The organism is Bifidobacterium adolescentis ATCC 15703 (genome assembly GCF_000010425.1).
In the GTDB taxonomy this organism is placed as follows: Bacteria; Actinomycetota; Actinomycetes; order Actinomycetales; family Bifidobacteriaceae; genus Bifidobacterium; species Bifidobacterium adolescentis.
Genome location: NC_008618.1, coordinates 778,325 through 804,846 on the forward strand (window position 1 = coordinate 778,325; position 26,522 = coordinate 804,846).

The window sequence follows — 26,522 nt, forward strand, 5'->3', positions numbered from 1 at the left end:
GACATGAAAGGCCATTGTGCCCGATACCGCTGTGATTGAAAATGAAGATGCCCTCGCCGCCGATTTCGATGAGGCGGGCGAGGAGGAGGAACGCCCCCAGACGTTCGCCGAACTCGGCGTTCCCGGCCCGTTGGTACGCGTGCTCGCGGCCGATGGCAAGAAAACCGCTTTCCCGATCCAGGCCGACACCCTTCCCGATTCCCTGGCCGGTCGTGACATTCTCGGCCGAGGCCGTACCGGCTCCGGCAAGACCCTGGCGTTCTCGATTCCGCTGGTCGCGCGACTGGGTGAGGTCGACGCCGACGAGTACGAGAACATGAGCCAGTTCCGCCATGAGGTGGAACAGGTGCGCAAGGGGCATGCCGAGGAGCGGCGCGCCGACGATTTCCTGCCGCACCCGCGCGGCCTGGTGCTCGCTCCGACCCGTGAGCTGGCCAACCAGATCAACGACGTGCTGATGCCGCTCGCGCAGATGTACGGCATGACCACCACCACCGTGTATGGCGGTGTGCGCTACGCCCGCCAGATTCGCGATCTAAGGGCTGGCGCCGATATCGTCGTCGCATGCCCGGGCCGTCTTGAGGACCTGCTCGAACAGCATGCGCTGACCTTGGAGAAGGTCGAAGTGGCCGTGATCGACGAAGCCGACGAAATGGCCGACATGGGCTTCCTGCCGCCGGTCAAGCGCCTGCTCGGCCAAGTGTCGTTCGACGCGCAGGTCATGCTGTTCTCCGCCACCCTCGACCATGGCGTCGACGAGGTGGTGAACACGTTCCTCACCGATCCGAAGATCCACAGCGTCGACTCCGCCACCGCGGCCGTCGACGAAATGACACACCACGTGTTCGAAACCACGCAGGGCGACCGTCATGAGCTGGTCCGCACCCTCGCTTCCGGCAAGGGACGCCGCATCCTGTTCACCCGCACCAAATTCCAGACCCAGAAGCTCGCCAAGGACCTGACGAAGAACGGCATTCCGGCGGCCGAGCTGCACGGCAACCTGAGCCAGAACCAGCGTGACCGCAATCTCGCAGCCTTCGAATCCGGCGACGTGAACGTCATGGTCGCCACCGATGTGGCCGCCCGCGGCATCGACGTGTCCGGCGTGGAGCTCGTGGTGCAGGTGGAGCCTCCGGAGGACCCGAAATCGTTCCTTCACCGCTCCGGACGTACCGCGCGAGCCGGCCATTCCGGTGATGTGGTGACCATCGTTCTGCCGAACCAGCGCCGCCGCACCCGCCGCATGCTGCATGAGGCCGGACTGAAGGTCAAGCCGATCGAAGTGACCCACGATTCCCCGGAAGTGTTGGAATTGGTGGGCGAGTCGGCCGAACCGCGTTTCGGTTGGACGCTTGAGCAGTCCCAGCCGGCGGGCAATCCGCGTCGCAGGCATGGCAAGGGCGGCGACGGTTTCGCGGAAAACGGTGGACGCTCCGGACGCAACCGTTCCGGTGGACGCAACAAGGACCGGGGCAAGGACAAGGGCGGCAAGCCGTTCAAGTCCGAACGCAAGGACCGCGCGAATCGCAAGGGACGTGAAGAGCGCGCCGAAGTCGCCGAACGCGAGCAGCGTTTCGAACCGAAACAGAATCGCGCCGAACGTCGCGCCGCCAAGTTCGAAGGCCGCGACAACCGCGAATACGAGGCACGCGAGCATCGTTGGGAACATCCTGAAATCCAAGAGGAGAAGCGCGAGAAGCACGAGGAGAAGCGCAACAACAAGCGTCGCGAAAAGTACGCGCGGCTGCATGAGCAGCAGCGTGCCGAAGCCGGCGAACAGCGTGGAACCGACAATCGCAAGCGGCGCTCCGTCGAGCGTTCCGATCAGCGTGGCCAATCCGATAGGAAGCCCGGCAAAAAGCAGTATGCGAAAAAGCAGGGCGCGCCGACCAAGAAGCAGCGCAAGGCCGAAGCCCGTGCCGAACGCCGTTACGAGGACGATCGCCAATACCGCAGGAACCGCGACGAACGCGACGACCGCCGTCAGGGCGGCAAACGCATCCATCGCAAGGAAATCCGCGTGATTCATGACGAGCGTGGCGAGGACGCGAAGCGTTATGACCGTCGCATGGAAGCCAAGTATGGCGATTCCGGTCGTCGTGGCGGTCACGGAGAACGCCACGACAAGCATGCGGGCGAAAGGCAGGGCAAGCCGTACCGCAAGCATGCGAAGATCCGCAAGGCGCCGTTCCGCTCCCGCTGACGTACGTCAACGGTCAAGCAAAAAGCCGTTCATTCCAGCAATCGCAAGGAATGAACGGCTTTTTCTATACGGGATATCGCAGTATCAGCCGTTGACCGGCTGATACTGGTCGAGCGCGGTGAAGCAACGTTTATAGACCATCAGCATGATGATGCTGTCCGCCAGCAGCGTAAGCGCCGCGATGGTGGCGAGAATCATGAACTGGTATTTCGCCGCGTCGATGGGGTTGCCGCCGGCGATGATCTGACCGGCCATCATGCCCGGCACCGCCACAATGCCGGCGGAGGCGAGCGACGCGGTGGTGGGCAGCAATCCCAGACGGATCGACGAGACGATACTTGGACGTGCCGCCTCCCACGTGGTGGCACCCAACGCCAGCAGCGTGTCCACTTCGTCACGACGTTCCTTCATGCTTTCAAAGAACCGGCTCAACCCCACCGCCAACGCCGAAACGGTGTTGCCCAGCAGCATGCCGGTCAACGGCACCACCAATTGCGGCGCATACCACGGTTGCGGACGGATGATGAGTTCGGTGACCAACGAGATCATGATGAGCATGGTCACGACCAGACTCAGGAACACCGGTCCAGCCAAGCCCTTCGGCACACCTTTCGCACGCGAAAGAGTGATCTGCACGGCCGCGATGAGCATGAACGCCACAAGCAGCAGCACCAGCCACGGATTGTTCGAACGGATGACGTACTCCATGATGAAGCCCATCGCGCACAATTGCAGCAGCGCACGGCAAGCCGACCACAGAAGCGTGCGCCCCACGCCCATACGCATGGTTTCGGAGATGCCGGCGGCGATGGCCACCATCACCAGCGCGGCGATGAGACCCCAGATGTCGATCGCATAGTAGTTGCCGTTCATGCGACGCTCCCTTCTACCGTGTTACCCGTCGAAGTACTACCCGTCGCAGTACCGTCCGCTTCGGCGTTGCCGGACTGCGTGAGCGTGCCATCGGCAAGACGCATGACACGTGTGGCACGGCCATCCGGCGGCCGGTGCCGGATACGAACGATCGCCATGCCGTCCGCCGCCGCTTTGGCGAGGATGCGCGCCACTTTCTCGGCGTTGTCGTCATCCAATCCGGCGTCCACTTCGTCGGCGAGCAGCACCTTCGGACAGGTCAGCAACGTACGCGCAAGGCTCACGCGCGCCGCCTGACCGCCGGACAAGTCGTGCGGCGGACGGTTCAGATCGATGTCGGCACAGCCCATATTGTCCAAGGTTTCACGGATTCTGCCGTCCGGCAACGCATCGGTGGGGGAGATTCTGCGCGGCCCCTGCTTCGTTCTCGCCGACTGGCGTATGGCAAGCGTGAACGGCAGACGAATCGCCTGCGCCACCGTCTCGCCCAACAGCACCGGCTTCTGCGGCAGGTACGCGACCTGCGCGCGCCACTGCTGCGGGGTGAAATCGTCGGCGGAACGGCCATCCAACCGTAAATCGCCTGACGCGCGCGGATTGAGCCGTGCGAAAGCGGTCAGCAGCGAGCTCTTGCCTGCGCCGGACGGTCCGACCAAGTCCACGATTTCGCCAGGCTCGATGGCGAAGGACAATCCGGAGAATATGGTGCGGCGTTCGCCGTCGACCATAATCGAACAGCGCACGTTCGATGCTTCGAATACGTATGTCATAGCCAAAACCATACGCCAATAGCGAACGGTTCACGGCGGTTTCAGGGTTTTCCCTGAGTTTTGAGGCGAAATCAGCCATAAGGATGACGCGTGCCCGTTATTTTGCGTACTACAACTGTCAAGTTGAAGGAAAACCTATATGTTGGGGATGGGAAAGATGCGTCAGTGGCTTATGAACATAAGCCTGGTCGGAGGCTGGTTTCCGGCGGCGGCGTTCGCCGTCGTCGCAGTGCTGTCCGTAACCCTGCTGGTTAGCGCGGCCGTTTCGAAACGGGACGGACGCATACTGGCTACCGTGCTGCCGATCGGCGTTGCGGCCGTGTCCGGAATGATCGGCTATGTGGTAGCTTGGCTGCTGTCCGACGTGTTCGTGGTGTTCGGCGTCGGATTGGGATCCCGTGTGATGGCTTGGGTGGCGGCTGGTTTCGCCATCGCTGGTTTCGCCATCGCGCATATCGTGTTGAGCAGGGGCATGATGCGCGTGGCCGCGGCCATCTTGACCGTATTCGCGATACTGGCCGCGGCGATCGGTATCGACCAATCGTACGGCGAATACGCCACCATCGGCTCGCTGTTCGGCGAGGATTCCTACAGCCAAGCCGATCTGACCGGACTGGCCAAACGCAAGGACCTCATCACCGTCGCACAGTGGCGCAAACAGGCCGCCAACGGCACAATCCGCAATATTCCGGCGAACGGAACCGTCAACAAAATCGACATTCCGGCCACGAAATCGCAGTTTGAAGCACGCAAAGCCCTCGTCTACCTGCCTCCGGCGGCATTGGCCGACTCGAAACGCAAGCCGGCCCTGCCGGTCGTCCTCATGCTGAGCGGGCAGCCGGGCAGTCCGGGACGCGTCTTCCAAGCCGGCGGCATCCAAACCATGATGGACGGATATGCGAAAACCCACGACGGACTCGCCCCAATCGTCATCGCAGCCGATCAGCTTGGCGCCGATTCGCACAACACGCTATGCGTGGATTCGAAGGTGTACGGCAATGCGCTGACCTACCTGACGCAGGACGTGGTCGACTGGGTGAAAACCAACCTGCCCGCCGCACAGGATGCCAAGGATTGGGCCATCGCCGGATTCTCGCAAGGCGCCACATGTTCGCTGCAGATCGGCGTGAACCATCCCGACCTGTTTGGCACCATGATTCCCACCGACAGCGAAATCAAACCGACCAACGGCAGCCGACAGGAAATGATCGACCGGTTCTTCGACGGCGACACCACAGCCTATGAGAACCAAGTGCCGGTCAACGCCATCCGCAACCACGCGCCCACCCATCAGATGCTCATCATAGGCGCGGGGGAGAAGGACACCACCTCAATACGCAACGTCAAAACAATCGCGCCGGTCGCGGCGAAAGCCGGCATGCGCGTCGCCGCCGTCGAATCGTCCGGCAACGCACACGACTGGCACGCCGTGCAGGACGTGCTGCGTTACGGGCTCGCCGTATTCGGCCACGACACCGGACTGGATGGTGCGAACCCGAACCTATCCGACTATCCGAATCTCAAACGCATCACGATATGACGATTCTGAACACAAACCCGCAAGCCTGAGAATCCCAGAAAAGGAAAGAAATGACTCAAACGCAAACCGCACCTGCTAAACCAGCCGAGGCATCACCCGCGAAACCACTGTTCGGCTTCCGCGCGCTGCTCGCCGATCTGGCCGGATGGATCAGACGACACCTGCTCACCGTCTGCCTCGTGCTGTTCGTCATCCTCATCAACGTGGGCACGCAGATCGTGTGCGCGCTCATACGTCAGCCGTTCCCGCCGAGCCTGGCCAAAGTAAGTTTCGAAGCGCTCGCACGCGGCCGCTGGTACACCGCGCCGATATCCATGCTGTACGTGCCGAATCTGGGCCGTCTGCTCATCGACGTTCCGCTCATGCTGGTTGCGTTCGGCCTGGCCGAATCGGTGATCGGCAAAATCAAAACCGCATGGGTGTCCGTCATCACCACACTGGGTGGCGTGGCCTTGGGCATGGGACTGTGCTCCCTATCCGACGGGCGCAGCCCCCAATGGCATGCGATCTCGCATGATGGCGCCATCCTTGGTCCGCTGATTCTCGTCGCCGGCACCCTTATGTGCGCCAGCGCGTTCACAACCATGCTGTGGCGCCGCCGTATCCGCGTGATCGGCTATGCGGTCGTGCTCATCATGTTCCTCTACCGAGGCGAGGTGAGCGACTACTGCCTGCTTGCCGCTTCGGTGATTGGCCACGTGCTCGGCTATCTGATGGCCTCCCGCACACATGGCGACGAATACCGGCATGGCGCCATCTACGAAACGCGTCGGCTTATCGGCATCGTCGCGGGCGTGCAGGCCATCGGCTCGCTCGTCGCCGTCTCGTCACGCCAATCGTTCGGCCTGCTGTCCATGTTCGGACTGTTGACCGGCTCCACCGACTTCGACACCGGACGTGTGGTCGACTGCCTCAGCGGCGCCTCGCATACGGACTGCTTCACGCAATACCGCATGATGCGTTTCACCATGCCCGGCAACTGGCTGGTATCCATCACGCCGACGCTGATGCTGCTGCTCATCGCCTGGGGTCTGTATCGAGGCCGTCATCTCGCAGCCACGCTCAGCATCGTGTTCAACGCATGCACCATTGCCCTATCGACGGTGTTCTATGTGGCTATTCCGCTGTCCTACGTGGACGGCTCCGACGCCGGTGCATACATGGATGCGATATCCGCATTGCAACGGCACGGCGCATTCCACGCGATGCTGGCCACGATGGCGTTGCCGCTGCTGTGCATCGTCATCATCATCCTGTTCCGCGCATGTTTCACCATTCGCACGAAAAGCGAGACCGTGCTGCGCGGTATCGCCATCACGTTCGCCGCATTCGTATTACTGGGATTGCTGTACGTCGGCTACGGCCTGTCCATGCCGTCCGGCTTCAACGAAACGCCGCTGCTGGTCGATCTGATCGCAGACTACGTGCAGCGTTTGCTGCCGATTGGCCTGCTAAGTGGCGTGGAACCGGCGTTCGTGCCGGTCGGACTGCTTTCCGAAATCGTCTACCAGTGCGTCGGACCGATGTTTTGGCTGGTCGCGCTGTGCTGCACATGGGATGGCCTGCGTGACCGTTCCATGATCAACGACGCGTACCGCCACCGCGTGGACGAGATCATCGGACTCGGCGGCGAATCCATGTCGTTCATGGCCACTTGGAAAGGCAACGATTACTGGTTCTCCGCCACCGGCCGTTCCGCCATCGCCTACCGCGTGTCGTATGGCATCGCATTGACCGTCACCGGACCTTTCGGCGACCCCGACGAATATGAGGACGATCTGCGTGCGTTCGCCGGCTTCTGTACCCAACGTTCCCTGACGCCGGTGTTCTACAGCGTGCACGCCGAACAACGTGACGAGTTGGTCTCCGCCGGTTGGAACGCGCTCGACGTCGGCACCGAAATGGTGATCGACCCGGCCGCATGGCAGACGCGCGGCAAGAAATGGCAGGACGTGCGCACCGCCATCAACAAAGCCAAGCGCGACGGCATCACCGACGTGCTCGCCACATTCAAGGAATCGCCGTTCTCCGTGCAGACGCAGATCCGTGAGATCTCCACGCAATGGGCCGGTGAGAAGGCCCTGCCTGAAATGGGCTTCACCCTGGGTGGCGTGGACGAGCTGGTCGATCCACGCGTCAAACTGCTGTACGCGGTGGACACGGACGGTAAGGTGCTGGGCGTCACCAGCTGGCTGCCGACCTATGAGAACGGCAAAGTGGTCGGATGGACGCTCGACTTCATGCGTCACCGTACCGACAGCGTCAACGGCATCATGGAATTCCTCATCGCCCGCATGGCCGAACGGCTGCGCGACGAAGGCGAAGTGCGATTCATGAGCCTGTCCGCGGCGCCACTTGCCGGCATGAGCGGCGAAGGCCACGAACAGGGGGAGAGCGCCGTACTCGACCACGTGCTGCAGATGGTGGCCGACATCATGGAACCGGCTTACGGATTCCACTCCCTGTTCCGCTTCAAACTCAAGTTCCATCCGGATGAAGCCAAAGTGTACATCTGCTATCCGGATCCGGCGAAACTGCCGCAGATCTCGCTTGCCGTCGCGCAGGCCTACGTGCCGTCGCTCACCCCAGCCGAAGCCATGCGATTCGTACGCACCATCGTGCCTACGAAAACGAACTGAAACCATGTGATTGGTTGACGGCCCGTCATCCCTGAGATGGGCCGTCGCTTTGGGTGCGCTCGGGGCTACACTGGGGAAGGTTCATAAAAAGTACTACGTTTCTCCATGAAAGGGAACAGTATGTCAGCTGAAGCAAACGTCGGCGTCGTCGGTCTGGCTGCCATGGGCGGCAGCCTCGCACGCAATCTCGCTCACCACGGCAACAAGGTGGCCGTGTTCAACCGCACCTACGCCCGTACCGAAAAGCTCATGAACGAGCATGGCGGCGAAGGCGAGTTCTATCCGGCGAAGACGCTTGAGGAATTCGTGGACAGCCTCGTCAAGCCGCGCACCGCCATCATCATGGTCAAGGCCGGTGAGCCGACCGACGCCATGATCAACGCGCTCGCCGACCTGATGGAGCCGGGTGACATCATCGTCGACGCCGGCAACGCCTACTTCCCGGACATCATCCGCCGCGAGAAGGAAATCAGCGCCCGCGGCCTGCACTTCGTCGGCTGCGGCGTGTCCGGTGGCGAGGAAGGCGCCCTGCTTGGTCCGTCCATGATGCCGGGTGGTTCCGAGGAATCCTGGAAGACCCTGAAGCCGATTTTCGAATCCATCGCGGCCAAGGCCGAAGGCGAACCGTGCGTCACCCACATCGGACTCAACGGTGCCGGCCACTTCGTCAAGATGGTGCACAACGGCATCGAATACTCCGACATGCAGCTCATCGCCGAAAGCTACGACCTCATGCGCCGCGGCCTGGGCATGACCCCGGCCGAGATCGGCGACGTGTTCGAGGAGTGGAACAAGACCGAACTCGACTCCTACCTCATTGAAATCACCGCCGAAGTGCTGCACCAGGTCGACAAGAAGACCGGCAAGCCGCTCGTCGACCTCATCGTCGACCACGCCGGCATGAAGGGCACCGGCACCTGGACCGTGCAGACCGCACTGTCCCTCGCCGTGCCGGTCACCGGCATCGCCGAAGCCGTGTTCGCCCGCGGCCTGTCCTCCGAAGCCGACCTGCGTGAGGAAGCCCAGAAGCAGGGCTTCGCCGGCCCCGACGGCAAGCTCAACCTGAACGACGACGAGAAGAAGGCCTTCATCGAAGACATCCGCCAGGCCCTCTACGCTTCCAAGATCGTCGCCTACGCACAGGGCTTCAACGAGATCACCACCGCCGCCAAGGAATACGGCTGGGACATCGACCTCGCCGCCGTGGCACGCATCTGGCGTGGCGGCTGCATCATCCGCGCGAAGTTCCTCAACCGCATTTCCGAAGCGTTCGAATCCGGCGAGGCCAACGTGTCACTGCTGTTCGCCCCGTACTTCAAGAACGCCATCGAAAACGCCGAGAAGTCCTGGCGCAACGTGGTCGCCCAGGCCGCCATCAACGGTCTGCCGACCCCGGCGTTCGCCTCGTCGCTGTCCTACTTCGACGGCCTGCGTTCCAAGCGTCTGCCGGCCGCCCTCATCCAGGGCCAGCGCGACTACTTCGGCGCCCACACCTACCAGCGCGTGGACCAGCCGGGCGCGTTCCACACCCTGTGGGCCGAGCCGGGCCGCGAAGAGATCGAAGCCTGATCTTTTCCTTGCCTCCGTGTCAGGGCGGATATGCCAGAGGTCTTGCGATGTGTTCCATTGCAAGACCTCTGGCATATGCATATTACTGAGCTGCGATATTGCCGTACCGTTGCATTGACGGAGCATAGTGTCGCTCCGTAAGCAGAACGAATGGTACTTGTGGTTGTGATGCATCCCATTTGCGTTTCTAGGGGAGTCTAATGCCATCGTCTAACCTCCTTTCGAGAGGTTTTCGGAAGCTATGGGGCGAAATAGGCGGCGGATTGGGATTCCGTAGGTGGTTTTTGCGTTCCATAGGTGGTTGGTCTTGGGAGCCTGCTGCGGAAAAGGCCGGAAACCGGCCTTTTCCATGACCCCGATACTTGGGGCAACCGCCTACGGAAACGCGAAACCGCCTACGAAGCTGCAGTCCAGCGGGAACCTGCGTCAAAACGACACTCAACAATCAATCAACACTCAAAAAAAAGGGGTGTCTCACGGCATGAGTCGCGGGACACCCCTGTTACCTGTTTCGGATGAACCTCACAACTTGGAAGCGGCACCCTCGTCAATGAGCCAGAGCAGTTCCTCGCCATCGGCGTAGGAGCTTGGGGCATGCGGGTTGTTGCGCTGGGCGAAGGCGGCCTTGACCGCGCTGGCCTTACGCTCTTCGGAGGTGAACACCCACGTATGCTTCGACCGGGCGATCATCGGCACGGTCAATGTCAGGCGCAGCGGCGGCGGTTTCGGCGAATCGCGCACGCCTGCGACCAGCACGTGCGGGTCGTCGATCTCGGCCTCGCCGTGGTCGGGGAACAGGGACGCGAAATGCGCGTCCGGCCCCATGCCGAACATCGCGATATCCAATGCCGGATTCTCGCCCAACTGCTCGATGAGCTCGCGCTGGTACTCCGCGGCGGCCTCGGCCAGCACCGCATCGGTCTGTTCGGGGGAGGCGGCGGCGATCTCCTCGGCGCCGCGGGTATCGGCCGGCATCGCATGGATATTCGCCGCCGGCATGCGCCCGCTTTCCACAAGCGCACCGTACCAGGCCTCGCGAGCCTGCTTCGCGTTGCGGTCGTCGTCATCGGCCGCCACGAAGCGCTCGTCGCCCCACCACATGTGCACACGGCTCCAGTCCACGGCATCGTTCAGCGGGCTGGCGTTCATCGCGGCGAACACACGGTTGCCGTCGGTGCCGCCGGTCACGGCGATATCCACACGTTTACGATTCGGCTCGGCCAGCAGATCGATGATGGTCAGCAGCGTGCGCGCGGCCACAGCCTCCGCCAGTACCTGCGGATTGGGGTATACGACGGTTTTACGTTCTGTCACGTTCACTCCTTGTATTATGGTTCGACGCTTGGTGGCTACTGCCTGGGCTTGACGAGATCCAGTCCTTGCGAGACGACCTCGCTGTAGATCTCATCGGGGTAGAGGCGGCCAAGCTCCTCGCTCAGGCATTCCTCAAGCGTGCGCGCGGGCACGCTGATGGTCTGCGGCGACTGGCCGGGCACACTGATCACGGCGAACCCGTCGTCGGTGGAGGGGCGCTCCAGGCTCAGCACGCCGTCGCCGCGCGTCAGGTACACGCCGGTGACGGCCGTGGCGTTCGGATCCTCCTCGATCATCACCGGCACGTTCAGGCGCAGTCGCAGCCATGCGGCCAGCAGATCCAACGGCAGATAATCCTTCTGCCCGGTCACGCGCACATTGCTCACCGGCAGGTGCGGCGGCTGGTCGAGCATCGAGGCGATCATCGCACGCCATACGGTCAGGCGTGTCCACGACATGTCCACGTCCTTGGCGGAGCGGTTGCGGCGCAGATCGTCCATCGTGCGCCGCGGGTTCGAGGAGTGCATCGCGTCGGTGATGCGGCTGCTGGCCATGGAGCCGAGCAGGTCCTTCGACAGATTCGCGGGCGCCTCGTTCGGCCACCATGCCACCACGGGGGCGTCGGGCACGAGCAGCGGGATCACCAGGGTGTCGGCGTGACGGACCAGACCGCCGCGCGGACGAAGCACGATGATCTCGCCCGCACCGGCGTCGGAGCCGAAGCGGATCTCGGCGTCAAGGAAGGTGGGATGCTCCTCTTCCGGGCTGATCTTGCGGCTGCTCGGGGCGACCGCGATCACACGGCAGGGATGCTCGCGGCTCGCATTGTTGGCGACTTCGAGATCATGCTCGAGCTCGGCCTCGTTGGTGGAGATGAGCAGGGTGAGCACACGGCCCAGGGCCGCCTCGCCGCGCTCCTCGTGCAGTTCGTCGATTTTCGCCGAGATCTCGCGGGTCTCGGTGTCTTGCAGGGTAATGATCACGGCATCCTCCAACGGTGTCCATCGCGGGCGAGCATTTCAACGGCCTCCTCCGGCCCCCACGTGCCGGAACGATACGGCTGCGGCTGGCCGAGCGTCGACCAGAACTCCTCGATCGGGTCGAGGATCTTCCACGAAAGGTTGACCTCCTCGGTGGTGGGGAACAGCGGCGGGTCGCCCAGCAGCACGTCGAGGATCAGGCGTTCGTATGCCTCAGGGGAGGATTCGGTGAACGAGCGACCGTAGCCGAAGTCCATCGACACGTCGCGCACCTCCATCGACGTGCCGCCCGGCACCTTCGCGCCGAAGCGCATGGTCACGCCCTCGTCGGGCTGCACGCGGATCACGACGGCGTTCTTGCCGAGCTCCTTGGTGGCGGTCGATTCGAACGGCAGATGCGGGGCGCGTTTGAACACCACGGCGATCTCCGTGACACGCTTGCCCAGGCGCTTGCCGGTACGCAGATAGAACGGCACGCCGGCCCAACGGCGGGTGTCGACGTCCAGGCGGATCGCGGCATAGGTCTCGGTGGTGGATTCGGGATCGATGCCCTTCTCGTCCAAGTAGCCGACCACCTCGTGCGATCCCTGCCATCCGGCGGCGTACTGGCCTCGCGCGGTGTGCGCGGCCAGATCCTTGGGCAGGCGCACGGCGGAGAGCACCTTGGTCTTCTCGGCGGTCAGATCGGCGGCGGAGAAGGAGACCGGCTCTTCCATGGCGGTCAATGCCATAAGCTGCAGAAGATGGTTCTGGATGATGTCGCGTGCGGCGCCGATACCGTCGTAATAGCCGGCACGACCAGCCACGCCGATGTCCTCGGCCATGGTGATCTGCACATGGTCGACGTAATTGTTGTTCCAGATCGGCTCGTACATGGCGTTCGCGAAACGCAACGCCAGCATGTTCTGCACGGTCTCCTTGCCAAGATAATGGTCGATGCGGAACACGCTCGACGGGTCGAACACTTCGGAGACCACGCGATCGAGCTCCTTGGCGCTGGCCAGATCATGACCGAACGGCTTTTCGATGATCACACGACGCCAAGCGCCCTTGTCGCTTTTCGCCAGACCACAGTCGGCCAGCTGACGGGACACCTGCGGGAACGCGCGCGGCGGCACCGACATGTAGAACGCGTGATTGCCGCGCGTGCCACGGTCGCGGTCAAGCTCGGCGACCGTGTCGGACAGACGCTCGAACGCTTTCGGATCATCGAACGTGCCTTGTACGAAACGGATACCGGCCGCAAGCTGCTTCCAAGTCGATTCCTTGAACGGCGTACGGCAATGCGCCTGCACGTTCTCCTTGACGAAGTCCTTGAAATGGTCCTCGGTCCAGTCGCGGCGTGCGAAGCCTGTCAGACCGAAGCTTGGCGGCAACAAGCCACGGTTGGCCAGATCGTAGATGGCGGGGAGCAGCTTCTTACGGGACAGATCGCCGGTCACGCCGAAAATCACGATGCTGCATGGGCCTGCGATGCGGGGAAGTCTCAGATCGCGCGGGTCGCGCAGCGGATTCGTCCATGCGTCGGCCGCGTTGGATGCGGTTGAAACGGTTTCACTCATGCCTTTCATACTAACGCGCGGGCTCCACTCGCCACCAAAGGGAATTCGAAAACGTCATGGCCCTTTTTTAGAGCATCCTACAAAACGGCATGGCGATTCCCTCGTTTGGTGCCGCCACTACAATGCCTCCGGAAGAGAACGACGAGCCGGCTGCGGCTGGCGGAGACAAAAACATGGTGCACAACAAGCAGGGCATAGACATGCTGCACGGGCGCATATGGACGAAAGTCCTGCGATTCGCGCTCCCCGTGGCGGCGACCGGCATTCTGGAACAACTCTTCAACGCATCCGGCATCATGATCGTCGGCAACTTCTCCCAATCCGACGGCACCGCCGCGGTCGCGGCCGTCGGCTCCAACGCGCCCGTCACCGGACTCATCCTCAACCTGTTCATCGGCATCGCTCTCGGCGCGAACGTCGTCATCGCCAACGCCATCGGACGAGGCAGCCGCGAAGCGGTGCGCAACGCCGTGCACACGTCCATCGTCACCGCCCTGATCGGCGGCGTGATCGTCGCCATCATCGGAGAATTGCTCGCCGGCCCGCTTCTCGGCATGCTCAACGTGACCGCCGACGTGTTCCCCCTGGCGCTCGCATACCTGCGCATCTACCTCATCGGCATGCCCGTCATCCTGCTATACAATTTCGAAACAGCCATCTTCCGCAGCATCGGCGACACCCAGGCTCCGCTCGCCGTACTCGCCATTTCCGGCGTGCTCAACGTGACCATGGGACTGATTTTCGTCGTATTGTTCCATTGGGGTGTTTCGGGCGTCGCGACGGCCACCGTCATCGCGAACGTCGTCAGCTCCATGATTCTGCTGTATCGACTGGTTCATACTGACGCAGCCATCCATGTTGATTTGCGCGAGTTCGGCATCGACTGGTTCACCCTGCGTCAGATTCTGCGCATCGGACTGCCCGCCGGCGTGCAAAGCGCGGTGTTCGCCGTGGCCAACATCATCATCCAAGCCGCCATCAACAGTCTCGGCACCGTTGTCATGGCCGCCTCCAGCGCCGCGTTCAACATCGAAATCATCGCCTACTACGTGCTCAACTCGTTTAGCCAGGCCTGCGCCACCTTCACCGGGCAAAACTATGGAGCCAAACGGATTGGACGCTGCAAGCGCGTGCTTGGCATCTGCATTCTGGAGGATTTCATCGTCACCGCGGCCACCATCGCCGTCGTGCTGTTCTTCGGCCATAGTCTGCTGGCGTTGTTCGATGCGACACCGGAGGTCATTTCCGTCGGCTACACCAGACTCGTCATGGTGTTCTCCGCCTACACGTTCAGCATGCTATACGAGGTCATGTCCGGATATCTGCGCGGCTTCGGCATCTCACTGGTGCCGGCGCTGCTCACCGTAATCGGCGTGGTCGGCGTGCGCATCACTTGGATCGCGTTCGCGTTCCCCGCGCATCGCACGTTCGAGGCCATTATGATCGTCTACCCGATTAGCCTCGCCGCAACCGCCGTACTCATCGGCATTGCTCTGCTCTGCTACCGTCCGTCCAAGCGATTCGCCGTTAAACCTTGAGCGTGTGCGGCTTGCCGCCGTCCATGAACGCGGCGATTCGCCGGGTCAAAGCGCGGGGAAGAACCCGTTCCGCGAGCGCGCCCGCCTTGGTGAGCGGACCATGGTAGGCGAGGGTTGAGCCGCGCATCATCCTGCGGTAGGCGTACGTGGCAAGCTGACGTGCGGTGGCCGGTTTGGTCATGGTGAAGAAGTTGCGGCCACTCATATTCGCAGCCTTCTGAAAGCCGGTCGTGGTCGGACCGGGACATACGCAGGTCACCGTCACGCCCGTGCCGCGCAATTCGTGGGCCACTGCCTCGGATAGCGAACGCACGAATGCCTTCGACGCGAAATACATCGCCATGTATGGGCCTGCCATCATCGAGGCGACGGACGAAATATTCAAAATCCTGCCATGCCCGTTGGCGCGCATGTCTCGGCCATACCGATACGTCAACTCAGCGAGCGCATGCATGTTGAGCTGCATCATCTCATTTTGCCGGTTCCAGTCGGCGTCGAGAAAATCCGTCCAGTCAGCGAAGCCTGCGTTATTAACGAGATGGTCGACCGCAATACCTTGTGATGTGGTGAAATCATGGAGTTTCTTCGGCGCATTTGCTTCGCTCAGATCTATGGCGAACGTCACCACATGCACGCCAAAACGCTGCTCGAGCTTGGTTTTTACCATGTCAAGCCGTTCCTGGCTGCGGGCGGTGATCACCAGGTCATGTCCGTCCGCTGCGAACAGCGCCGCCAGTTCGCGTCCGATGCCGCCGGACGCTCCCGTGATGAGTGCGTATCCCATGCCAACTCCTTCGTTTTGGTCCTATCTCGCCTATGAATGGCGGATTCGCGGGTCTGCCTGATGCTATCTCCACTATAGATGGCGGATGTTTTTCGACTTATACCCCCTGAGATAGTGTATGGGGGTAAAAAGCGCGGCTTTTCACTTTGCCGTCCGCCATCTATAAGCGAGATAACATGTGTCGAAAGACGAAATCCGCCATCCATAGGCGAGATAGGTGTTTTGTGGAGGGGTGGAGGACAGTGGTGAAAACAAAGTCGCATTACGATTCGCCGCTTGGCGGCATCACGCTGATCGCCGACGAAACGGCATTGCTCGGCCTGTGGTTCGATTGGCAGCCAGGCTATGCGGACGATGATTCCGCGGTTTTGGGTGATTCGCCGACGATTGGCGCCGCGAAACGATGGCTGGACGAATACTTTGCAGGTTGCATACCTCGGACCGAAGTGCCGTTGCTGCTGGAAGGCACGCCATTCCGCAAGGAAGCATGGGCATTGCTGCGGAAAGTGCCATACGGCGAAACGGTTTCATACGGCGGACTCGCACGTCGATTGGAGTTGAAACGTGCGGACGGGCGTAGGGTATCCGCACGCGCCATCGGAGGAGCGGTGCACCGCAATCCGATCGCGCTTATCGTGCCCTGCCATCGGGTCGTCGGCGCTGACGGCAGTCTCACCGGTTATGCGGGAGGCATTGAAACCAAAATCCGTCTGCTCCAACTCGAAGGCGTGCTGAAGCAGACGGAACGGATGGATGTGGATTGCGAATCTATAGACCGGATTTGGCGATCCACCCGCTGACGGCTTCGGCGGTTTTACTTGCGTTGTTCTGTGCGTCGGTCCCCATGACCGCAAGCCCCGGCTTCACCGTCGTCTTGGTGATTGCGGCGATACGTTCCGGAGTCCGTCCAAGCCCGCTGCCGCCGTGCGTGCAGAACGGATAAATGGTCTTTCCGGACCAGTCGCGGCTTTCCAGAAAAGCGTACACGAGCATCGGCATATCGCCGCACCAAATCGGATAGCCGAGGAACACGGTATCGGACGAGTCGAGCGCATCGGTATCGCCGCTGAGCGTGAACGGCAGACGCACGTTGACACGCTGCTCCTCCTGCACCATTTCTGAGGTCGCGGCGTACCGTTCCGGATAAGGCTCGGTACGTGCGATTTCAATCATCGGCGAATCGGTCCGCCGGGCCACCTCTTGGGCAAGCTTCGCGGTATTGCCGACCGTCACCTCGCCCACTTCGTAGTTTTCGCCGGCGCGGGAGAAAAACACCACCACCATGTTGCGTCCTTTCATGGTCCTTGAAGAGGCCGTTGCCGCATCCGTCATGCGTCAGTCCAAGGGTTTATCAGTCCATCTTTGGAAACGATTGTGCTCGATACGCGAGCAGACCGTCGATGAACCGTGCAAGACCCTCGATCATGCGTGCACGCGGACAGGCCACGTTGATACGCACGAAATCATGACCGTTGCCACCATATTCGGAACCCTCGGAGAACATCACCTTATGCTCGCGTTTGAGATAATCGCACAACGCATCCGTGTCATGCGTGATGGCCGAACAGTCGACCCACAACAGGTAGGTGGCATGTCCTTCGACCATGATGATGCGCCGGTCGGCCGGCACCGAAGCGTTGTATTTGTCGAACATCGCACGCGCGGTCGCCTTGTTGCCGGCCAGATAAGCGCGCAGTTCGTTCAGCCACGGTTCGCCCTCGTTGAACGCGGCCAGGGTGGCGTCCATGGCGAAGGCGTTCGGCTCCGCCACCTCATCGGTGTTCAAAGCTCGCCACACCTTATGACGCAGCACCGGATTCGGAATCATCACGGCCGCGGAATTCAGTCCTGCGATGTTGAACGTTTTGGTCGGAGCCATGCAGGTCACCGAATTCATCGCGCAATGCTCGCCCACCGAGGCGAACGGCACGTAATCGAAACCCGGATCGGTCAGATCGCAGTGGATCTCATCGCTGACCACCGTCACATGATGCTTCCAGCACAGTTCGCCGATACGTTCCAAAGTCTCACAATCCCAAATACGGTCGATCGGATTATGCGGGTTGCACAGAATCATCAGCGTGGTCTGCGGGTCGGCGAGTTTCGTTTCGAAATCAGCCCAATCGATCTCGTAATGTCCTTCGCCGTCATAGGCGAGCGGCGATTCAAGCACACGGCAGCCATTGTTGAGAATCGAATTGAAGAAGATGTTGTAGACCGGCGTCATGATCACGACGTTCTCGTTCGGCGTGGTGAGTTTCCTGACCATGCTGGAGATCGCCGGCACCACACCGGTGCAGAACACCAGCGAGTCCGGGTCGATGGCAAGCCCATGACGGCGTCCCCACCAATCCACGTACGCCTGATTCCATTCTGGCGGCACGATCGAATAGCCGAAAACGCCATGCTCGACGCGCCGACGCAACGCCTCGCGGATTACGGGCGCGGTCTGGAAATCCATATCCGCCACCCACATGGGCAGCGCGTCGCCAGCCTCCTCCCATTTGAGCGAGTACGTGCCGGAACGGTCGATCGGAGTATCGAAATCGTAAGTCATACCGCCAATCCTACCTACTGTTATGCGGCGTCGGCTGTCACGATCGTCGTGGCCGTCGGATCGATTTTCGCCGGATCGAGCGTCAGCTCGTTGATATGGTCGGCGCGAATCGTGCCGGACGAAGGATTGAACACGCTGTCGATCGTGCCGCGCACGTCGGCATCGACGGAGGAATATTCGAACGCGAGCGTCGTATTGACGAGCCGGCAGTCACGCAACACCAGATGGTCCACGTAGCACAGGCCCTGCAGGCTTTCGATCGTGCAATGCTCGAACGTCACGTTACGCGAGTTCCACGCCAGATACTCGCCGGAAATGAACGAATCGCGCACCGTCACGTTCTCACAGTTCCAGAAACAATCCTTCGAAATCAGACGGGAATTGGAAATCTCCACGTTCCTTGCGCCATCGAACGGATAATTGCCCACCAAACGTAGGTTGTCGGCTTTCACATCCGCGCAATTCATCGCCAGATAGTCGCCATGCGCGCTCACATTGTCCAACGTCACGCCGGAACAGGCCCACAATGTCTCCTCGGCGTTGACAAAATCCACGTTGCGTAACGTCACGTCATGGCAGCGGCGGAAATTCTTCGGCGCCTCGATCGTTGAATCCTCCACCGTGATATGGTCCGTGTACCATACGCCCGCACGTGCCATCTCAAACCACGTGCAGTCCTTCGCATCGATATCCGAGCAATACCACAGCGGATACTTCCATTTGAACGAGCTCGACCTCAGTTCGATGTCATGGGCATGCTTCAACGGCGATTCGCCATCGTCGAAAATCGTATCGACGTACCGGCGGTCATGCGCGAAGAACTCCGCGCGCTCGCCGGTGAGGAACGCCTGGCGGGTTTCGGACATGTCCTGCTCCGCAGCGGATGTAAATGTATCTGGAGTGTTATTCACCGTATGCTCCTTCATGCTCTGTTGGAAGAGAATAGGAACTTCAAGTACTTGAAGTCAAACAGGGAGCCACGTTCGTCTGGAGCGAACACGGCTCCCTGCGGAAAATCGGGAAATGCGCGCCGAAACAGGCAGAGGAATCAGCCGATCAGCGCTGCCGGATACTTCGCCGCGGCGGCGTCGATCTGCTCATCGGTGGACGTGGCGACGCCTTGGATGAGGAACGGCTTCAGATATGTGGCATGCGTATGACGGAACGTGGTCTCGAACGGGGAAAGCAGCTCCTCCATGGTGCGCACATGGCTGCCTTCACGCGTGTAGGAGTCCGCCGGAGAGCCGGTGGACACGGCCAACATGAACTCCTTGCCTTCGAGCGCCCGCCCGCCGCCGTAGGCCCAGCCGGCCTTGATCACGTCATCCTCCCACTGCTTGAGCAGCGCGGGGGAGCTGTACCAGTAGAACGGGAACTGCAGCACGATGCGGTCATGCGTTTCGATGAGCTCCTGCTCATGTTCGACGTTGATTTTGAAGTCGGGATATGCGGCGTACTCGTCCATCACGGTCACGTCGCCGGTCTCGTTGGCCGCGTCCATGAGCTTGCGGTTGACCTGCGACTTCTCCAGATGCGGGTGGAACACCAGAACCAGTGTCTTCATTCATGCTCCTTGTCCAAAGGTTTTTTGTTACGTTCCAGTATGCAGCATGATAATCTCGCCGCGCTTGCTTTGTACGTAATCCGTCGATGTCCACGCGCCGATACGGTTGCGCATGTTTTGTCGGGGTCGGCGATAGTATGTTGGCCGTCGTTGTGGCGCGTCGGGGTATATCAGGGCGCGGCAAGAGAAGGCATGAGAAGAGAAGCATGGGAACGGACGGAAGAAGGGCTGATATTTAATGGTGCGGACGCAGAACAGGAATGCTGTCATGGGCAAGGCGTTCAGAACGGCGTTGCCGCGGACGTCGCCGGTCTGCATCAGCTTCTTCCTTCTGGCGTTGTCGTACGGCGTGCTGATGGGCACGCGCGGCTTTTCGTTCCTGTGGCCCATGTGCATGAGCGCGTTCATCTTCACCGGTTCCATGGAATTCGTCACCGTGAATCTGCTGGTGTCCGCGTTCAACCCGTTCGTCACGTTCATGCTGGCCGTCATGCTCGGCACCCGTCATCTGTTCTACGGCATCTCCATGCTCGGCCGGTTCAAGAACATGGGCGCCAAGAAGCCGTATCTCATTTTCTCGTTGTGCGACGAGACCTTCGCCATCGACAACGGCACCATCATTGCGGCCGACGTCGATCGCGGATGGTTCTACTTCTTCGTCGGCCTGCTCAACCAGTCATCATGGGTGGCCGGCGCCACGCTTGGCGGCCTTCTCGGAGAACGCATCACCTTCAACACCTCCGGTCTCGACTTCATCATGACCGCCATGTTCGCCGTCATTTTCGTGGATCAATGGCTGACCACGAAACGCAAAAGCCACATGGCCGCGCTTACCGGCATAGCGGTGCCCGCGATCTGTCTGGGGGTGTTCGGCGCCGACAATTTCATGATCCCATCCCTGGTCGCCATGCTCGTCATGTTCATTCTGCTGCGGCCATACCTGGACGACCTGAAGATCGACAAGACGGACGGGGAGAACGAAACGAACAACGCGGACAAGGAGACGAACGCATGATGATCATGACCACGTGGCAAGGCGTCATCACCATCATCATGGCGATGCTCGGCACCATGCTGACACGTTTCCTGCCGTTCCTGCTGTTCCCCGAATCGAAGGAACCGCCGCGTTTCATCACCTACCTGGGCACCGTCCTGCCGTATGCCATGACAGGCCTGCTCGTCGTGTACTCGCTCAAAGGAGTGCACCTGACGTCAGGCAGCCACGGCATTCCCGAATTGTTGGCGATTATCGCAATCGCCCTGCTGCACATATGGAAAAGGAACATGCTGCTGTCGATCGCCGGCGGCACCGCCGTCTATATGCTGCTGGTACAGCTGGTTTTCTCGTAAGACGGCTTCCGCCTGTGCTTGGCATTGCGATTACCTGGCGAGCCCCATCTCGTATTTGAGCGTCATCACACGAATGGCGGATTGCTGCACCTTCCGCGCGAACGTCGCATCGCCGGCCGCTTTGGCGTTCAATCCGTCCAACACCGGCTGCACGTAGGAAGAGGCGCCGATACATGCCAAATCGCCGCCGGCTTCGACCAGCCGCACACCCAAATCACTCGGCTGCACGCCACTCAAAGCCGTTGCGGACAGGGAATCGGAAGTGACGACGCCTTGGAAGCCGATTTTCCCGCGCAGATAGCCGGTGACCAGCGTTGATGAGAACACGGCCGGATTATTCGGATCGATCGCCTGATATGTGGCCAAAGACATCATCACCATCGAAGGGCTTGCCTCCAACGTGCCGTTGAACGCGCTGATTTCCGGACCATCCAACGTGGTGGTGGTGTCGAGGATGCCGTTCGCGGTGAAATCGGTATTGCCGGTCACCGATCCCAAACCCGGATAATGTTTGATGGCGCTGCCTACCCCCGAATCGGACATGCCCTGTATGAACGCCTTCGCATGGTCCGCATTGCCGGCCGGATCAAGACCGAAATCACGGTACAGCGCGCCAATCGGGGCGTTCGACGAACGGTCCACGGTCACCGTGCCGACGACGGGCGCCAGATCGACATTGATGCCCGCAGCCTTGAGCTGCGTGCCCCATGCGGATGCCGATTGCCTCAACTGGCTGACATCCATTGCGCCCTGCTGGGTGGCCGAAGGCATGGTATCAAACCCGGCCCCCTTGAGATGCTGGACCAGACCACCCTCCTGATCGGTGGACATCAACAGCTGGTTGTCGCCCGGAGCATACGATTGCAGCGTGGATGTGGCGGCCGCGACCCCGGCGATCCCCGAAGTCCAGTTGCCGATGATCAAAACCGAACCAACATGCCTGTTCGCAATGAGGTCATACAACGATGACGGATCGGAACCAGCGAACAATGGTGCCATAACCAGCTGCCCGACCCGTTCCTCGACACTCATGGACTCCACGGCCCGCACCGCCTTGGCATGCGGCGAATCGTCGCGGACGGACGGCACTTGCGCCTTGTCGAGGGAATCATGCGTGACCGTCGGCCGGCGAGTGGAAAAAGCTGCGGTGGCGGCGTCCGATGGGGAAGCGTCGCCGGAACATGCGGCCAACGTGACCGGCAGCATCGCCACGCAGCAGGCAGCCACCAATCGTGTGAAAAACCCATGAGCCTTCTTCATACCGCCATTATGGCATGCCGGCATTCCCCATATGTTCCCTTCATACGAACATGCCACGGAACAGCCGATTCAGCCCACGGCCAGATCCGTTCGGCTGGCGGCTTAACGGCGTTCCTCGCCTGTCGCTAGGCTATTAGCATGTCTTTCTTTGATATGTTTGGTCCCATGTTCGATCCCGAAGGCGGCTCGAACCGTGCCGGCAGGCAGAATCCGCGCAAACCCAGCAACGACGATCCGATCATCCTCAACGTCGAAACCGACGGAGGGGACGGTCCGCAACCATCGTCGAACGTTCCCCCGAAACGACCTTCGGGCCCCCGCATCACCAGCAAGCCGAACCGTCCGCGCAAACCGTCGAACGGCAGCAAGATCTTCATCGGCGTGGTGCTGGCGCTCGCCATCGTCATCGGACTGTTCTTCGCGCTCGCGCAGTTCGTCACCGATGTCATGTGGTACAGCCAGCTCGGCTTCCAAAGCGTGATTTGGACGCAGCTGGGCACCAGGGTCGGCCTCTGGCTGGCGTACGCGGTGCTTATCGCCGCAGTCGGCTTCATCTCCGCCACGCTGGCGATATGGGCGCGTCCCGACGCTGCGGACGGCTCCACCATCCGCGTGAACGGCGACACCATCGAAATCGGCAAGAGCGTGAGCTCCAAGAGCGCTCGACGCATCGCCGTGGTCATCTCCCTGATTGTCGGACTGGTGTTCGGCTCCCAGTTCAACGCGAACTGGTCCGAAATCCTGCTCATGTTCAACTCGCAAAGCTTCGGCACCAAGGATCCGCAGTTCGGCATCGACAACGGCTTCTACGTGTTCGTGCTGCCCGGACTGAAACTCATCATGTCCGCTGTCTCGCTGTTGCTGCTCGCTGGCATCATCTTCTCCATCGTCACCCACGTGCTTATGGGCGGCATCCGCATCACCATGCCGGTGAACGGCCATGGCCTGTTCCGCATCACCAAACGCGCCCGCCGCCAGATCGGCATCTGGCTGATGCTCAACATGTTCGCCTGGGCCGCCAATCAGGTTCTGGGAGTGTTCTCGCACCTGACCGAGGAAGGCAGCAGAATCACCGGTGCCACCTACACCACGGTGAACGCCACCATCCCCGTCACGTTCATCATGGCCGCCATCACCGCCATCCTTGGCGTGATACTGGGCCTGTGGATTATGAAATCCCATACGTTGGAAGGTTCCGCACCCATCGCGGCACGTGCTTCCGAAGCGCTCAAGGCGTGGAAGGTGCCGACCGTGGCCATCGCCTCCGCCATCGTGGTGAGCCTGGTGCTTACCGTGGCCTGGCCGGTGCTGCTGCAGCGCTTCCGCGTCAATCCGAACGCGCAGGAAATGGAATCCACCTATATCCAGCGCAACATCGACGCCACCCGCGCCGCGTACGGCTTGGACAAGGTGAAGGCCGAACAGTACAAGGCCACCACCGAAGGCGAGGAAGGCGCATTGGCTGATTCCGCGGAATCCACCGCTCAGATCCGCCTGCTCGACCCGCAGATTATCTCCCCGACGTTCAAACAGCTGCAGCAGTCCAAGCAGTACTACACGTTCGCCGACACCGTCGCGGTCGACAAATACGACGTCGACGGCGTCAGCCAGGACACGGTGATCGCCGCGCGCGAACTCGATCTGGACGGTCTCGACAACCGCAACTGGGTCAACGACCACACCGTGTACACGCACGGCTATGGCGTTGTGGCCGCCTACGGCAACAAGGTGACCGCCGACGGCCAGCCGAAGTTCTTCGAAGCGGGCATCCCCACCCAAGGCAAGCTCACCGATTCCGAAAAGTACGAGCCGCGCATCTACTTCTCTCCGAACGCCACCGAATATTCGATCGTAGGCGCTCCGGAAGGCACCAAATCCTGGGAATTCGACTATCCGACCGGTTCGGAAGGCGCCACCAACACCTTCAAGGGCGATGGCGGTCCGAAGATCGGCAACATCTTCTCCAGACTGCTGTACGCCATCCGCTTCGGCTCCGACCAGATCCTGTTCTCCAACCGTGTGAACTCCAATTCGCAGATTCTCTACGACCGTTCCCCGAAGGAACGTGTGGCCAAAGTCGCGCCGTATCTGACGCTTGACGGCCGCGTATACCCGGCCGTGGTGGACGGACGGGTCAAGTGGATCGTGGACGGCTACACCACTTCGGACGCCTACCCATACTCTCAGATGACCGACTTGGGCGAGGCCACCAAGGACTCCACCACGGAATCCTCCGACACGGTAAGCAGCCTGAACTCGAAGAACGCCAACTACATCCGCAATTCCGTGAAAGCCACCGTGGACGCATACGACGGTTCCGTGGACCTGTATGTATGGGACCAGTCCGACCCGGTCGTCAAAGCCTGGGAGAAGATCTTCCCCGGCCAGTACCACCAGCTGTCGGAAATCTCCGGCGACCTGATGAGCCACATGCGTTATCCGGAAAGCCTGTTCAAGGTGCAGCGCGAACTGCTGGCCAAATACCACGTGTCCAGCGCCAACCAGTTCTTCTCCGGAGAGGATTTCTGGCAGACCCCCGTCGACCCGACCGAATCGCAGCAGGCGCAACAGCGAGACATCCTGCAGCCGCCGTACTATCTGACGCTGCAGACCGGCGGCTCCAGCGAACCGGTGTTCTCGCTGACCTCGTCGTACATTCCCGCAGGCTCGTCCACCAGGGAAATCCTGACCGGCTTCCTGTCGGTCGATTCCGACGCGGGCCACGAGAAAGGCAAAATCGGCTCGAGCTACGGCACCATACGATTGCAGGAACTGCCGAAGGATTCCAACGTGCCGGGCCCCGGCCAGGCGCAGAACAACTTCAACGCGTCCGCCGACGTGTCGAAGGAACTCAACCTGCTCGAATCCGGCTCGACCAATGTGCAGCGCGGCAACCTGCTCACCCTGCCTCTCGGCGGAGGCCTGGTCTACGTGCAGCCGGTGTACGTCAAATCGTCCGGCTCCACCAGCTTCCCGCTGCTGAAGAAGGTGCTCGTCGCATTCGGCGACCAGGTCGGCTTCGCCGACACGCTGGACGAGGCTCTCGACCAGGTGTTCGGCGGCGATTCCGGCGCGTCCGCAGGCGACGCCGAAAACGTGGGCGACACCACCGATGACAAGCAGGATGCTAAGAACGACGATTCCGCCGATGGCAAGACCAACACTGACGGCAAGCAGGACACGCCATCCAATACCGACGGTAAGACCGGCGGCAATAATGGCGATTCGTCCGGCACGATGAGCGCCGACCTGAAGAAGGCACTCGACGATGCCGCACAGGCCATGAAGGATTCCGATGCCGCCATGAAGAAGGGCGATTGGTCCGCCTACGGCGACGCTCAGAAGCAGCTTCAGGAAGCACTGAACAAGGCCATCGAACTCGAACAGTGATTCCCGTCCGATTCCCTTCATGAAATACGCAGGGGCCGGCTCCTTCCAAAGGAACCGGCCCCTGTTGTCGTTCGCCGCCGGGTATGCTGGGCGCATGGCCGACTATTCTTTCCGCATCGCGACGCAAGACGATATCCAAGCGATCACCGACATCTACAACGCGGCAGTCATCCGCGGCGGCTCGTCCGCCGACACCACGCCACGTACCTACGCGCAACGCAAGGCATGGGTGGAATCGCACCACGATCCATATGCGGTGTTCGTCACCACCGTGCCTGCCACGGATGCAGCCACGGAAGGCGGCGAACGGATCATCGGCTTCTCCGCGCTGTCCGTGTTCTACGACCGCGCCGGCTACGACGGCGTCACCGACCTCGCCTACTACATCGCCCCCGAATGGCAGGGCAGGGGAGCGGGCACCTTCACACTGGCCAGACTGCTTGACGAATGCCGAAACCGCCACATGCGCAAAGCCTGCGGCATCATCTTCGCCGACAACCGCGGATCCATCGCACTGATGAAACATTTCGGATTCACCCAATTCGGACTCATGCCCCAAGCCGCCACCGACTCCACCGGAACCATGCGCGACATGAGCTACTGGCATCTCGACCTGTAAGCACCTGACA

At 61.1% G+C, this 26,522-nt stretch carries 21 protein-coding genes; 10 read left to right on the plus strand and 11 right to left on the minus strand.

The genetic code is table 11. The annotated features are described in order from the left end of the window. Nucleotides 1–16 precede the first annotated feature (16 nt). Nucleotides 17–2,203 carry a DEAD/DEAH box helicase gene (locus tag BAD_RS03315; RefSeq protein WP_011743055.1) on the plus strand — a complete coding sequence of 729 codons (2,187 nt, stop codon included), beginning with the start codon at nucleotides 17–19 and terminating at the stop codon, nucleotides 2,201–2,203. Nucleotides 2,204–2,287: 84 nt separating this feature from the next. On the opposite strand, the gene BAD_RS03320 is transcribed toward BAD_RS03315, so the two are convergent. Together BAD_RS03320 and BAD_RS03325 are read right to left on the minus strand one after the other, a co-directional pair. Next, nucleotides 2,288–3,076: an ABC transporter permease gene (locus BAD_RS03320; RefSeq protein ID WP_011743056.1), complete on the minus strand. Its 789-nt coding sequence runs from the start codon at nucleotides 3,074–3,076 to the stop codon at nucleotides 2,288–2,290. Further along, nucleotides 3,073–3,846: an ABC transporter ATP-binding protein gene (locus tag BAD_RS03325; protein WP_011743057.1), complete on the minus strand. Its 774-nt coding sequence runs from the start codon at nucleotides 3,844–3,846 to the stop codon at nucleotides 3,073–3,075. The genes BAD_RS03320 and BAD_RS03325 overlap by 4 nt, the downstream gene beginning before the upstream one ends. 139 nt (nucleotides 3,847–3,985) lie before the next feature. Here BAD_RS03325 and BAD_RS03330 point away from each other — a divergent pair, with 139 nt between their 5' ends. The 3 genes from BAD_RS03330 to gndA all read left to right on the plus strand — a co-directional run bounded on the left by BAD_RS03330 (nucleotide 3,986) and on the right by gndA (nucleotide 9,594). Further along, complete coding sequence (locus BAD_RS03330) at nucleotides 3,986–5,386, plus strand: alpha/beta hydrolase (protein ID WP_011743058.1); 1,401 nt, start codon at nucleotides 3,986–3,988, stop codon at nucleotides 5,384–5,386. A gap of 50 nt (nucleotides 5,387–5,436) precedes the next feature. Continuing rightward, the gene (locus BAD_RS03335; RefSeq protein ID WP_011743059.1) at nucleotides 5,437–8,025 is read left to right on the plus strand and encodes a bifunctional lysylphosphatidylglycerol flippase/synthetase MprF; all 2,589 of its coding nucleotides are present in this window, start codon (nucleotides 5,437–5,439) and stop codon (nucleotides 8,023–8,025) included. 120 nt (nucleotides 8,026–8,145) lie between these two features. Continuing rightward, the gene (gndA, locus tag BAD_RS03340) at nucleotides 8,146–9,594 is read left to right on the plus strand and encodes an NADP-dependent phosphogluconate dehydrogenase (protein ID WP_041777280.1); all 1,449 of its coding nucleotides are present in this window, start codon (nucleotides 8,146–8,148) and stop codon (nucleotides 9,592–9,594) included. Between the two features lie 522 nt (nucleotides 9,595–10,116). On the opposite strand, the gene pgl is transcribed toward gndA, so the two are convergent. Genes pgl through zwf form a run of 3 tightly spaced genes read right to left on the minus strand, consistent with a single transcriptional unit; the run spans nucleotide 10,117 to nucleotide 13,450 of the window. Next, nucleotides 10,117–10,908 carry a 6-phosphogluconolactonase gene (gene pgl, locus BAD_RS03345; RefSeq protein WP_041777281.1) on the minus strand — a complete coding sequence of 264 codons (792 nt, stop codon included), beginning with the start codon at nucleotides 10,906–10,908 and terminating at the stop codon, nucleotides 10,117–10,119. A 35-nt stretch (nucleotides 10,909–10,943) separates the two neighbouring features. Then, nucleotides 10,944–11,891, minus strand: a complete 948-nt coding sequence (locus BAD_RS03350; RefSeq protein ID WP_011743062.1) for a glucose-6-phosphate dehydrogenase assembly protein OpcA — start codon at nucleotides 11,889–11,891, stop codon at nucleotides 10,944–10,946. Next, entirely contained in the window at nucleotides 11,888–13,450 is a 1,563-nt protein-coding gene (gene zwf / locus BAD_RS03355; protein ID WP_011743063.1) for a glucose-6-phosphate dehydrogenase, read from the minus strand. The genes BAD_RS03350 and zwf overlap by 4 nt, the downstream gene beginning before the upstream one ends. Before the next feature lie 89 nt (nucleotides 13,451–13,539). Between zwf and BAD_RS03360 the strand changes: the two genes are divergently transcribed. Next, a complete protein-coding gene (locus BAD_RS03360; protein WP_113736391.1) occupies nucleotides 13,540–14,988 on the plus strand; it encodes an MATE family efflux transporter in 1,449 nt (482 codons plus the stop codon). Here BAD_RS03360 and BAD_RS03365 read toward each other — a convergent pair. Then, a complete protein-coding gene (locus tag BAD_RS03365; RefSeq protein WP_041777282.1) occupies nucleotides 14,978–15,772 on the minus strand; it encodes an SDR family NAD(P)-dependent oxidoreductase in 795 nt (264 codons plus the stop codon). The two genes, BAD_RS03360 and BAD_RS03365, sit on opposite strands and share 11 nt — an antisense overlap. 242 nt (nucleotides 15,773–16,014) lie before the next feature. On the opposite strand from BAD_RS03365, the gene BAD_RS03370 reads away from it, so the two are divergent. Next, entirely contained in the window at nucleotides 16,015–16,572 is a 558-nt protein-coding gene (locus BAD_RS03370; RefSeq protein ID WP_041777283.1) for a methylated-DNA--[protein]-cysteine S-methyltransferase, read from the plus strand. Here the strand turns inward: BAD_RS03370 and BAD_RS03375 are convergent. From BAD_RS03375 to BAD_RS03390, 4 genes are all read right to left on the minus strand, one after another. Further along, on the minus strand, nucleotides 16,541–17,071 hold the full coding sequence (locus BAD_RS03375) for a flavodoxin (protein ID WP_231837107.1): 531 nt from the start codon (nucleotides 17,069–17,071) through the stop codon (nucleotides 16,541–16,543). The two genes, BAD_RS03370 and BAD_RS03375, sit on opposite strands and share 32 nt — an antisense overlap. A 52-nt stretch (nucleotides 17,072–17,123) precedes the next feature. Beyond that, nucleotides 17,124–18,329, minus strand: coding sequence for a MalY/PatB family protein (locus tag BAD_RS03380; RefSeq protein ID WP_003808927.1), 1,206 nt, complete (start codon nucleotides 18,327–18,329; stop codon nucleotides 17,124–17,126). A gap of 20 nt (nucleotides 18,330–18,349) precedes the next feature. Further along, nucleotides 18,350–19,195 (minus strand): DUF3737 family protein, encoded by an 846-nt coding sequence (locus BAD_RS03385; RefSeq protein ID WP_021913604.1) that lies wholly within the window; start codon nucleotides 19,193–19,195, stop codon nucleotides 18,350–18,352. Between the two features lie 182 nt (nucleotides 19,196–19,377). Then, the gene (locus tag BAD_RS03390; protein ID WP_011743068.1) at nucleotides 19,378–19,893 is read right to left on the minus strand and encodes an NAD(P)H-dependent oxidoreductase; all 516 of its coding nucleotides are present in this window, start codon (nucleotides 19,891–19,893) and stop codon (nucleotides 19,378–19,380) included. Nucleotides 19,894–20,131: 238 nt separating this feature from the next. Here BAD_RS03390 and BAD_RS03395 point away from each other — a divergent pair, with 238 nt between their 5' ends. Continuing rightward, nucleotides 20,132–20,908 (plus strand): AzlC family ABC transporter permease, encoded by a 777-nt coding sequence (locus BAD_RS03395; protein WP_003808935.1) that lies wholly within the window; start codon nucleotides 20,132–20,134, stop codon nucleotides 20,906–20,908. Then, nucleotides 20,908–21,243, plus strand: a complete 336-nt coding sequence (locus BAD_RS03400) for a branched-chain amino acid transporter permease (protein WP_026645783.1) — start codon at nucleotides 20,908–20,910, stop codon at nucleotides 21,241–21,243. The genes BAD_RS03395 and BAD_RS03400 overlap by 1 nt, the downstream gene beginning before the upstream one ends. Before the next feature lie 30 nt (nucleotides 21,244–21,273). Here the strand turns inward: BAD_RS03400 and BAD_RS03405 are convergent, their stop codons facing one another. Next, entirely contained in the window at nucleotides 21,274–22,503 is a 1,230-nt protein-coding gene (locus BAD_RS03405; protein ID WP_035011272.1) for a glycoside hydrolase family 3 N-terminal domain-containing protein, read from the minus strand. A gap of 138 nt (nucleotides 22,504–22,641) precedes the next feature. Here BAD_RS03405 and BAD_RS03410 point away from each other — a divergent pair, with 138 nt between their 5' ends. Both BAD_RS03410 and BAD_RS03415 read left to right on the plus strand, forming a co-directional pair. Then, nucleotides 22,642–25,893: a UPF0182 family membrane protein gene (locus BAD_RS03410; RefSeq protein WP_011743071.1), complete on the plus strand. Its 3,252-nt coding sequence runs from the start codon at nucleotides 22,642–22,644 to the stop codon at nucleotides 25,891–25,893. A 94-nt stretch (nucleotides 25,894–25,987) separates the two neighbouring features. After that, a complete protein-coding gene (locus BAD_RS03415; RefSeq protein WP_011743072.1) occupies nucleotides 25,988–26,512 on the plus strand; it encodes a GNAT family N-acetyltransferase in 525 nt (174 codons plus the stop codon). Nucleotides 26,513–26,522: the final 10 nt, after the last annotated feature.

Excerpts from the sequence above, each read along its gene's own strand:
- BAD_RS03320 (WP_011743056.1), bottom strand. The coding sequence starts at position 3,076 with ATGAACGGCAACTACTATGCGATCGACATCTGGGGTCTCATCGCCGCG.
- BAD_RS03325 (WP_011743057.1), bottom strand. The coding sequence starts at position 3,846 with ATGACATACGTATTCGAAGCATCGAACGTGCGCTGTTCGATTATGGTC.
- BAD_RS03330 (WP_011743058.1), top strand. The coding sequence starts at position 3,986 with ATGTTGGGGATGGGAAAGATGCGTCAGTGGCTTATGAACATAAGCCTG.
- BAD_RS03335 (WP_011743059.1), top strand. The coding sequence starts at position 5,437 with ATGACTCAAACGCAAACCGCACCTGCTAAACCAGCCGAGGCATCACCC.
- gndA (WP_041777280.1), top strand. The coding sequence starts at position 8,146 with ATGTCAGCTGAAGCAAACGTCGGCGTCGTCGGTCTGGCTGCCATGGGC.
- zwf (WP_011743063.1), bottom strand. The coding sequence starts at position 13,450 with ATGAGTGAAACCGTTTCAACCGCATCCAACGCGGCCGACGCATGGACG.
- BAD_RS03360 (WP_113736391.1), top strand. The coding sequence starts at position 13,540 with ATGGCGATTCCCTCGTTTGGTGCCGCCACTACAATGCCTCCGGAAGAG.
- BAD_RS03365 (WP_041777282.1), bottom strand. The coding sequence starts at position 15,772 with ATGGGATACGCACTCATCACGGGAGCGTCCGGCGGCATCGGACGCGAA.
- BAD_RS03375 (WP_231837107.1), bottom strand. The coding sequence starts at position 17,071 with ATGAAAGGACGCAACATGGTGGTGGTGTTTTTCTCCCGCGCCGGCGAA.
- BAD_RS03380 (WP_003808927.1), bottom strand. The coding sequence starts at position 18,329 with ATGACTTACGATTTCGATACTCCGATCGACCGTTCCGGCACGTACTCG.
- BAD_RS03385 (WP_021913604.1), bottom strand. The coding sequence starts at position 19,195 with ATGTCCGAAACCCGCCAGGCGTTCCTCACCGGCGAGCGCGCGGAGTTC.
- BAD_RS03390 (WP_011743068.1), bottom strand. The coding sequence starts at position 19,893 with ATGAAGACACTGGTTCTGGTGTTCCACCCGCATCTGGAGAAGTCGCAG.
- BAD_RS03395 (WP_003808935.1), top strand. The coding sequence starts at position 20,132 with ATGGTGCGGACGCAGAACAGGAATGCTGTCATGGGCAAGGCGTTCAGA.
- BAD_RS03400 (WP_026645783.1), top strand. The coding sequence starts at position 20,908 with ATGATCATGACCACGTGGCAAGGCGTCATCACCATCATCATGGCGATG.
- BAD_RS03405 (WP_035011272.1), bottom strand. The coding sequence starts at position 22,503 with ATGAAGAAGGCTCATGGGTTTTTCACACGATTGGTGGCTGCCTGCTGC.
- BAD_RS03410 (WP_011743071.1), top strand. The coding sequence starts at position 22,642 with ATGTCTTTCTTTGATATGTTTGGTCCCATGTTCGATCCCGAAGGCGGC.
- BAD_RS03415 (WP_011743072.1), top strand. The coding sequence starts at position 25,988 with ATGGCCGACTATTCTTTCCGCATCGCGACGCAAGACGATATCCAAGCG.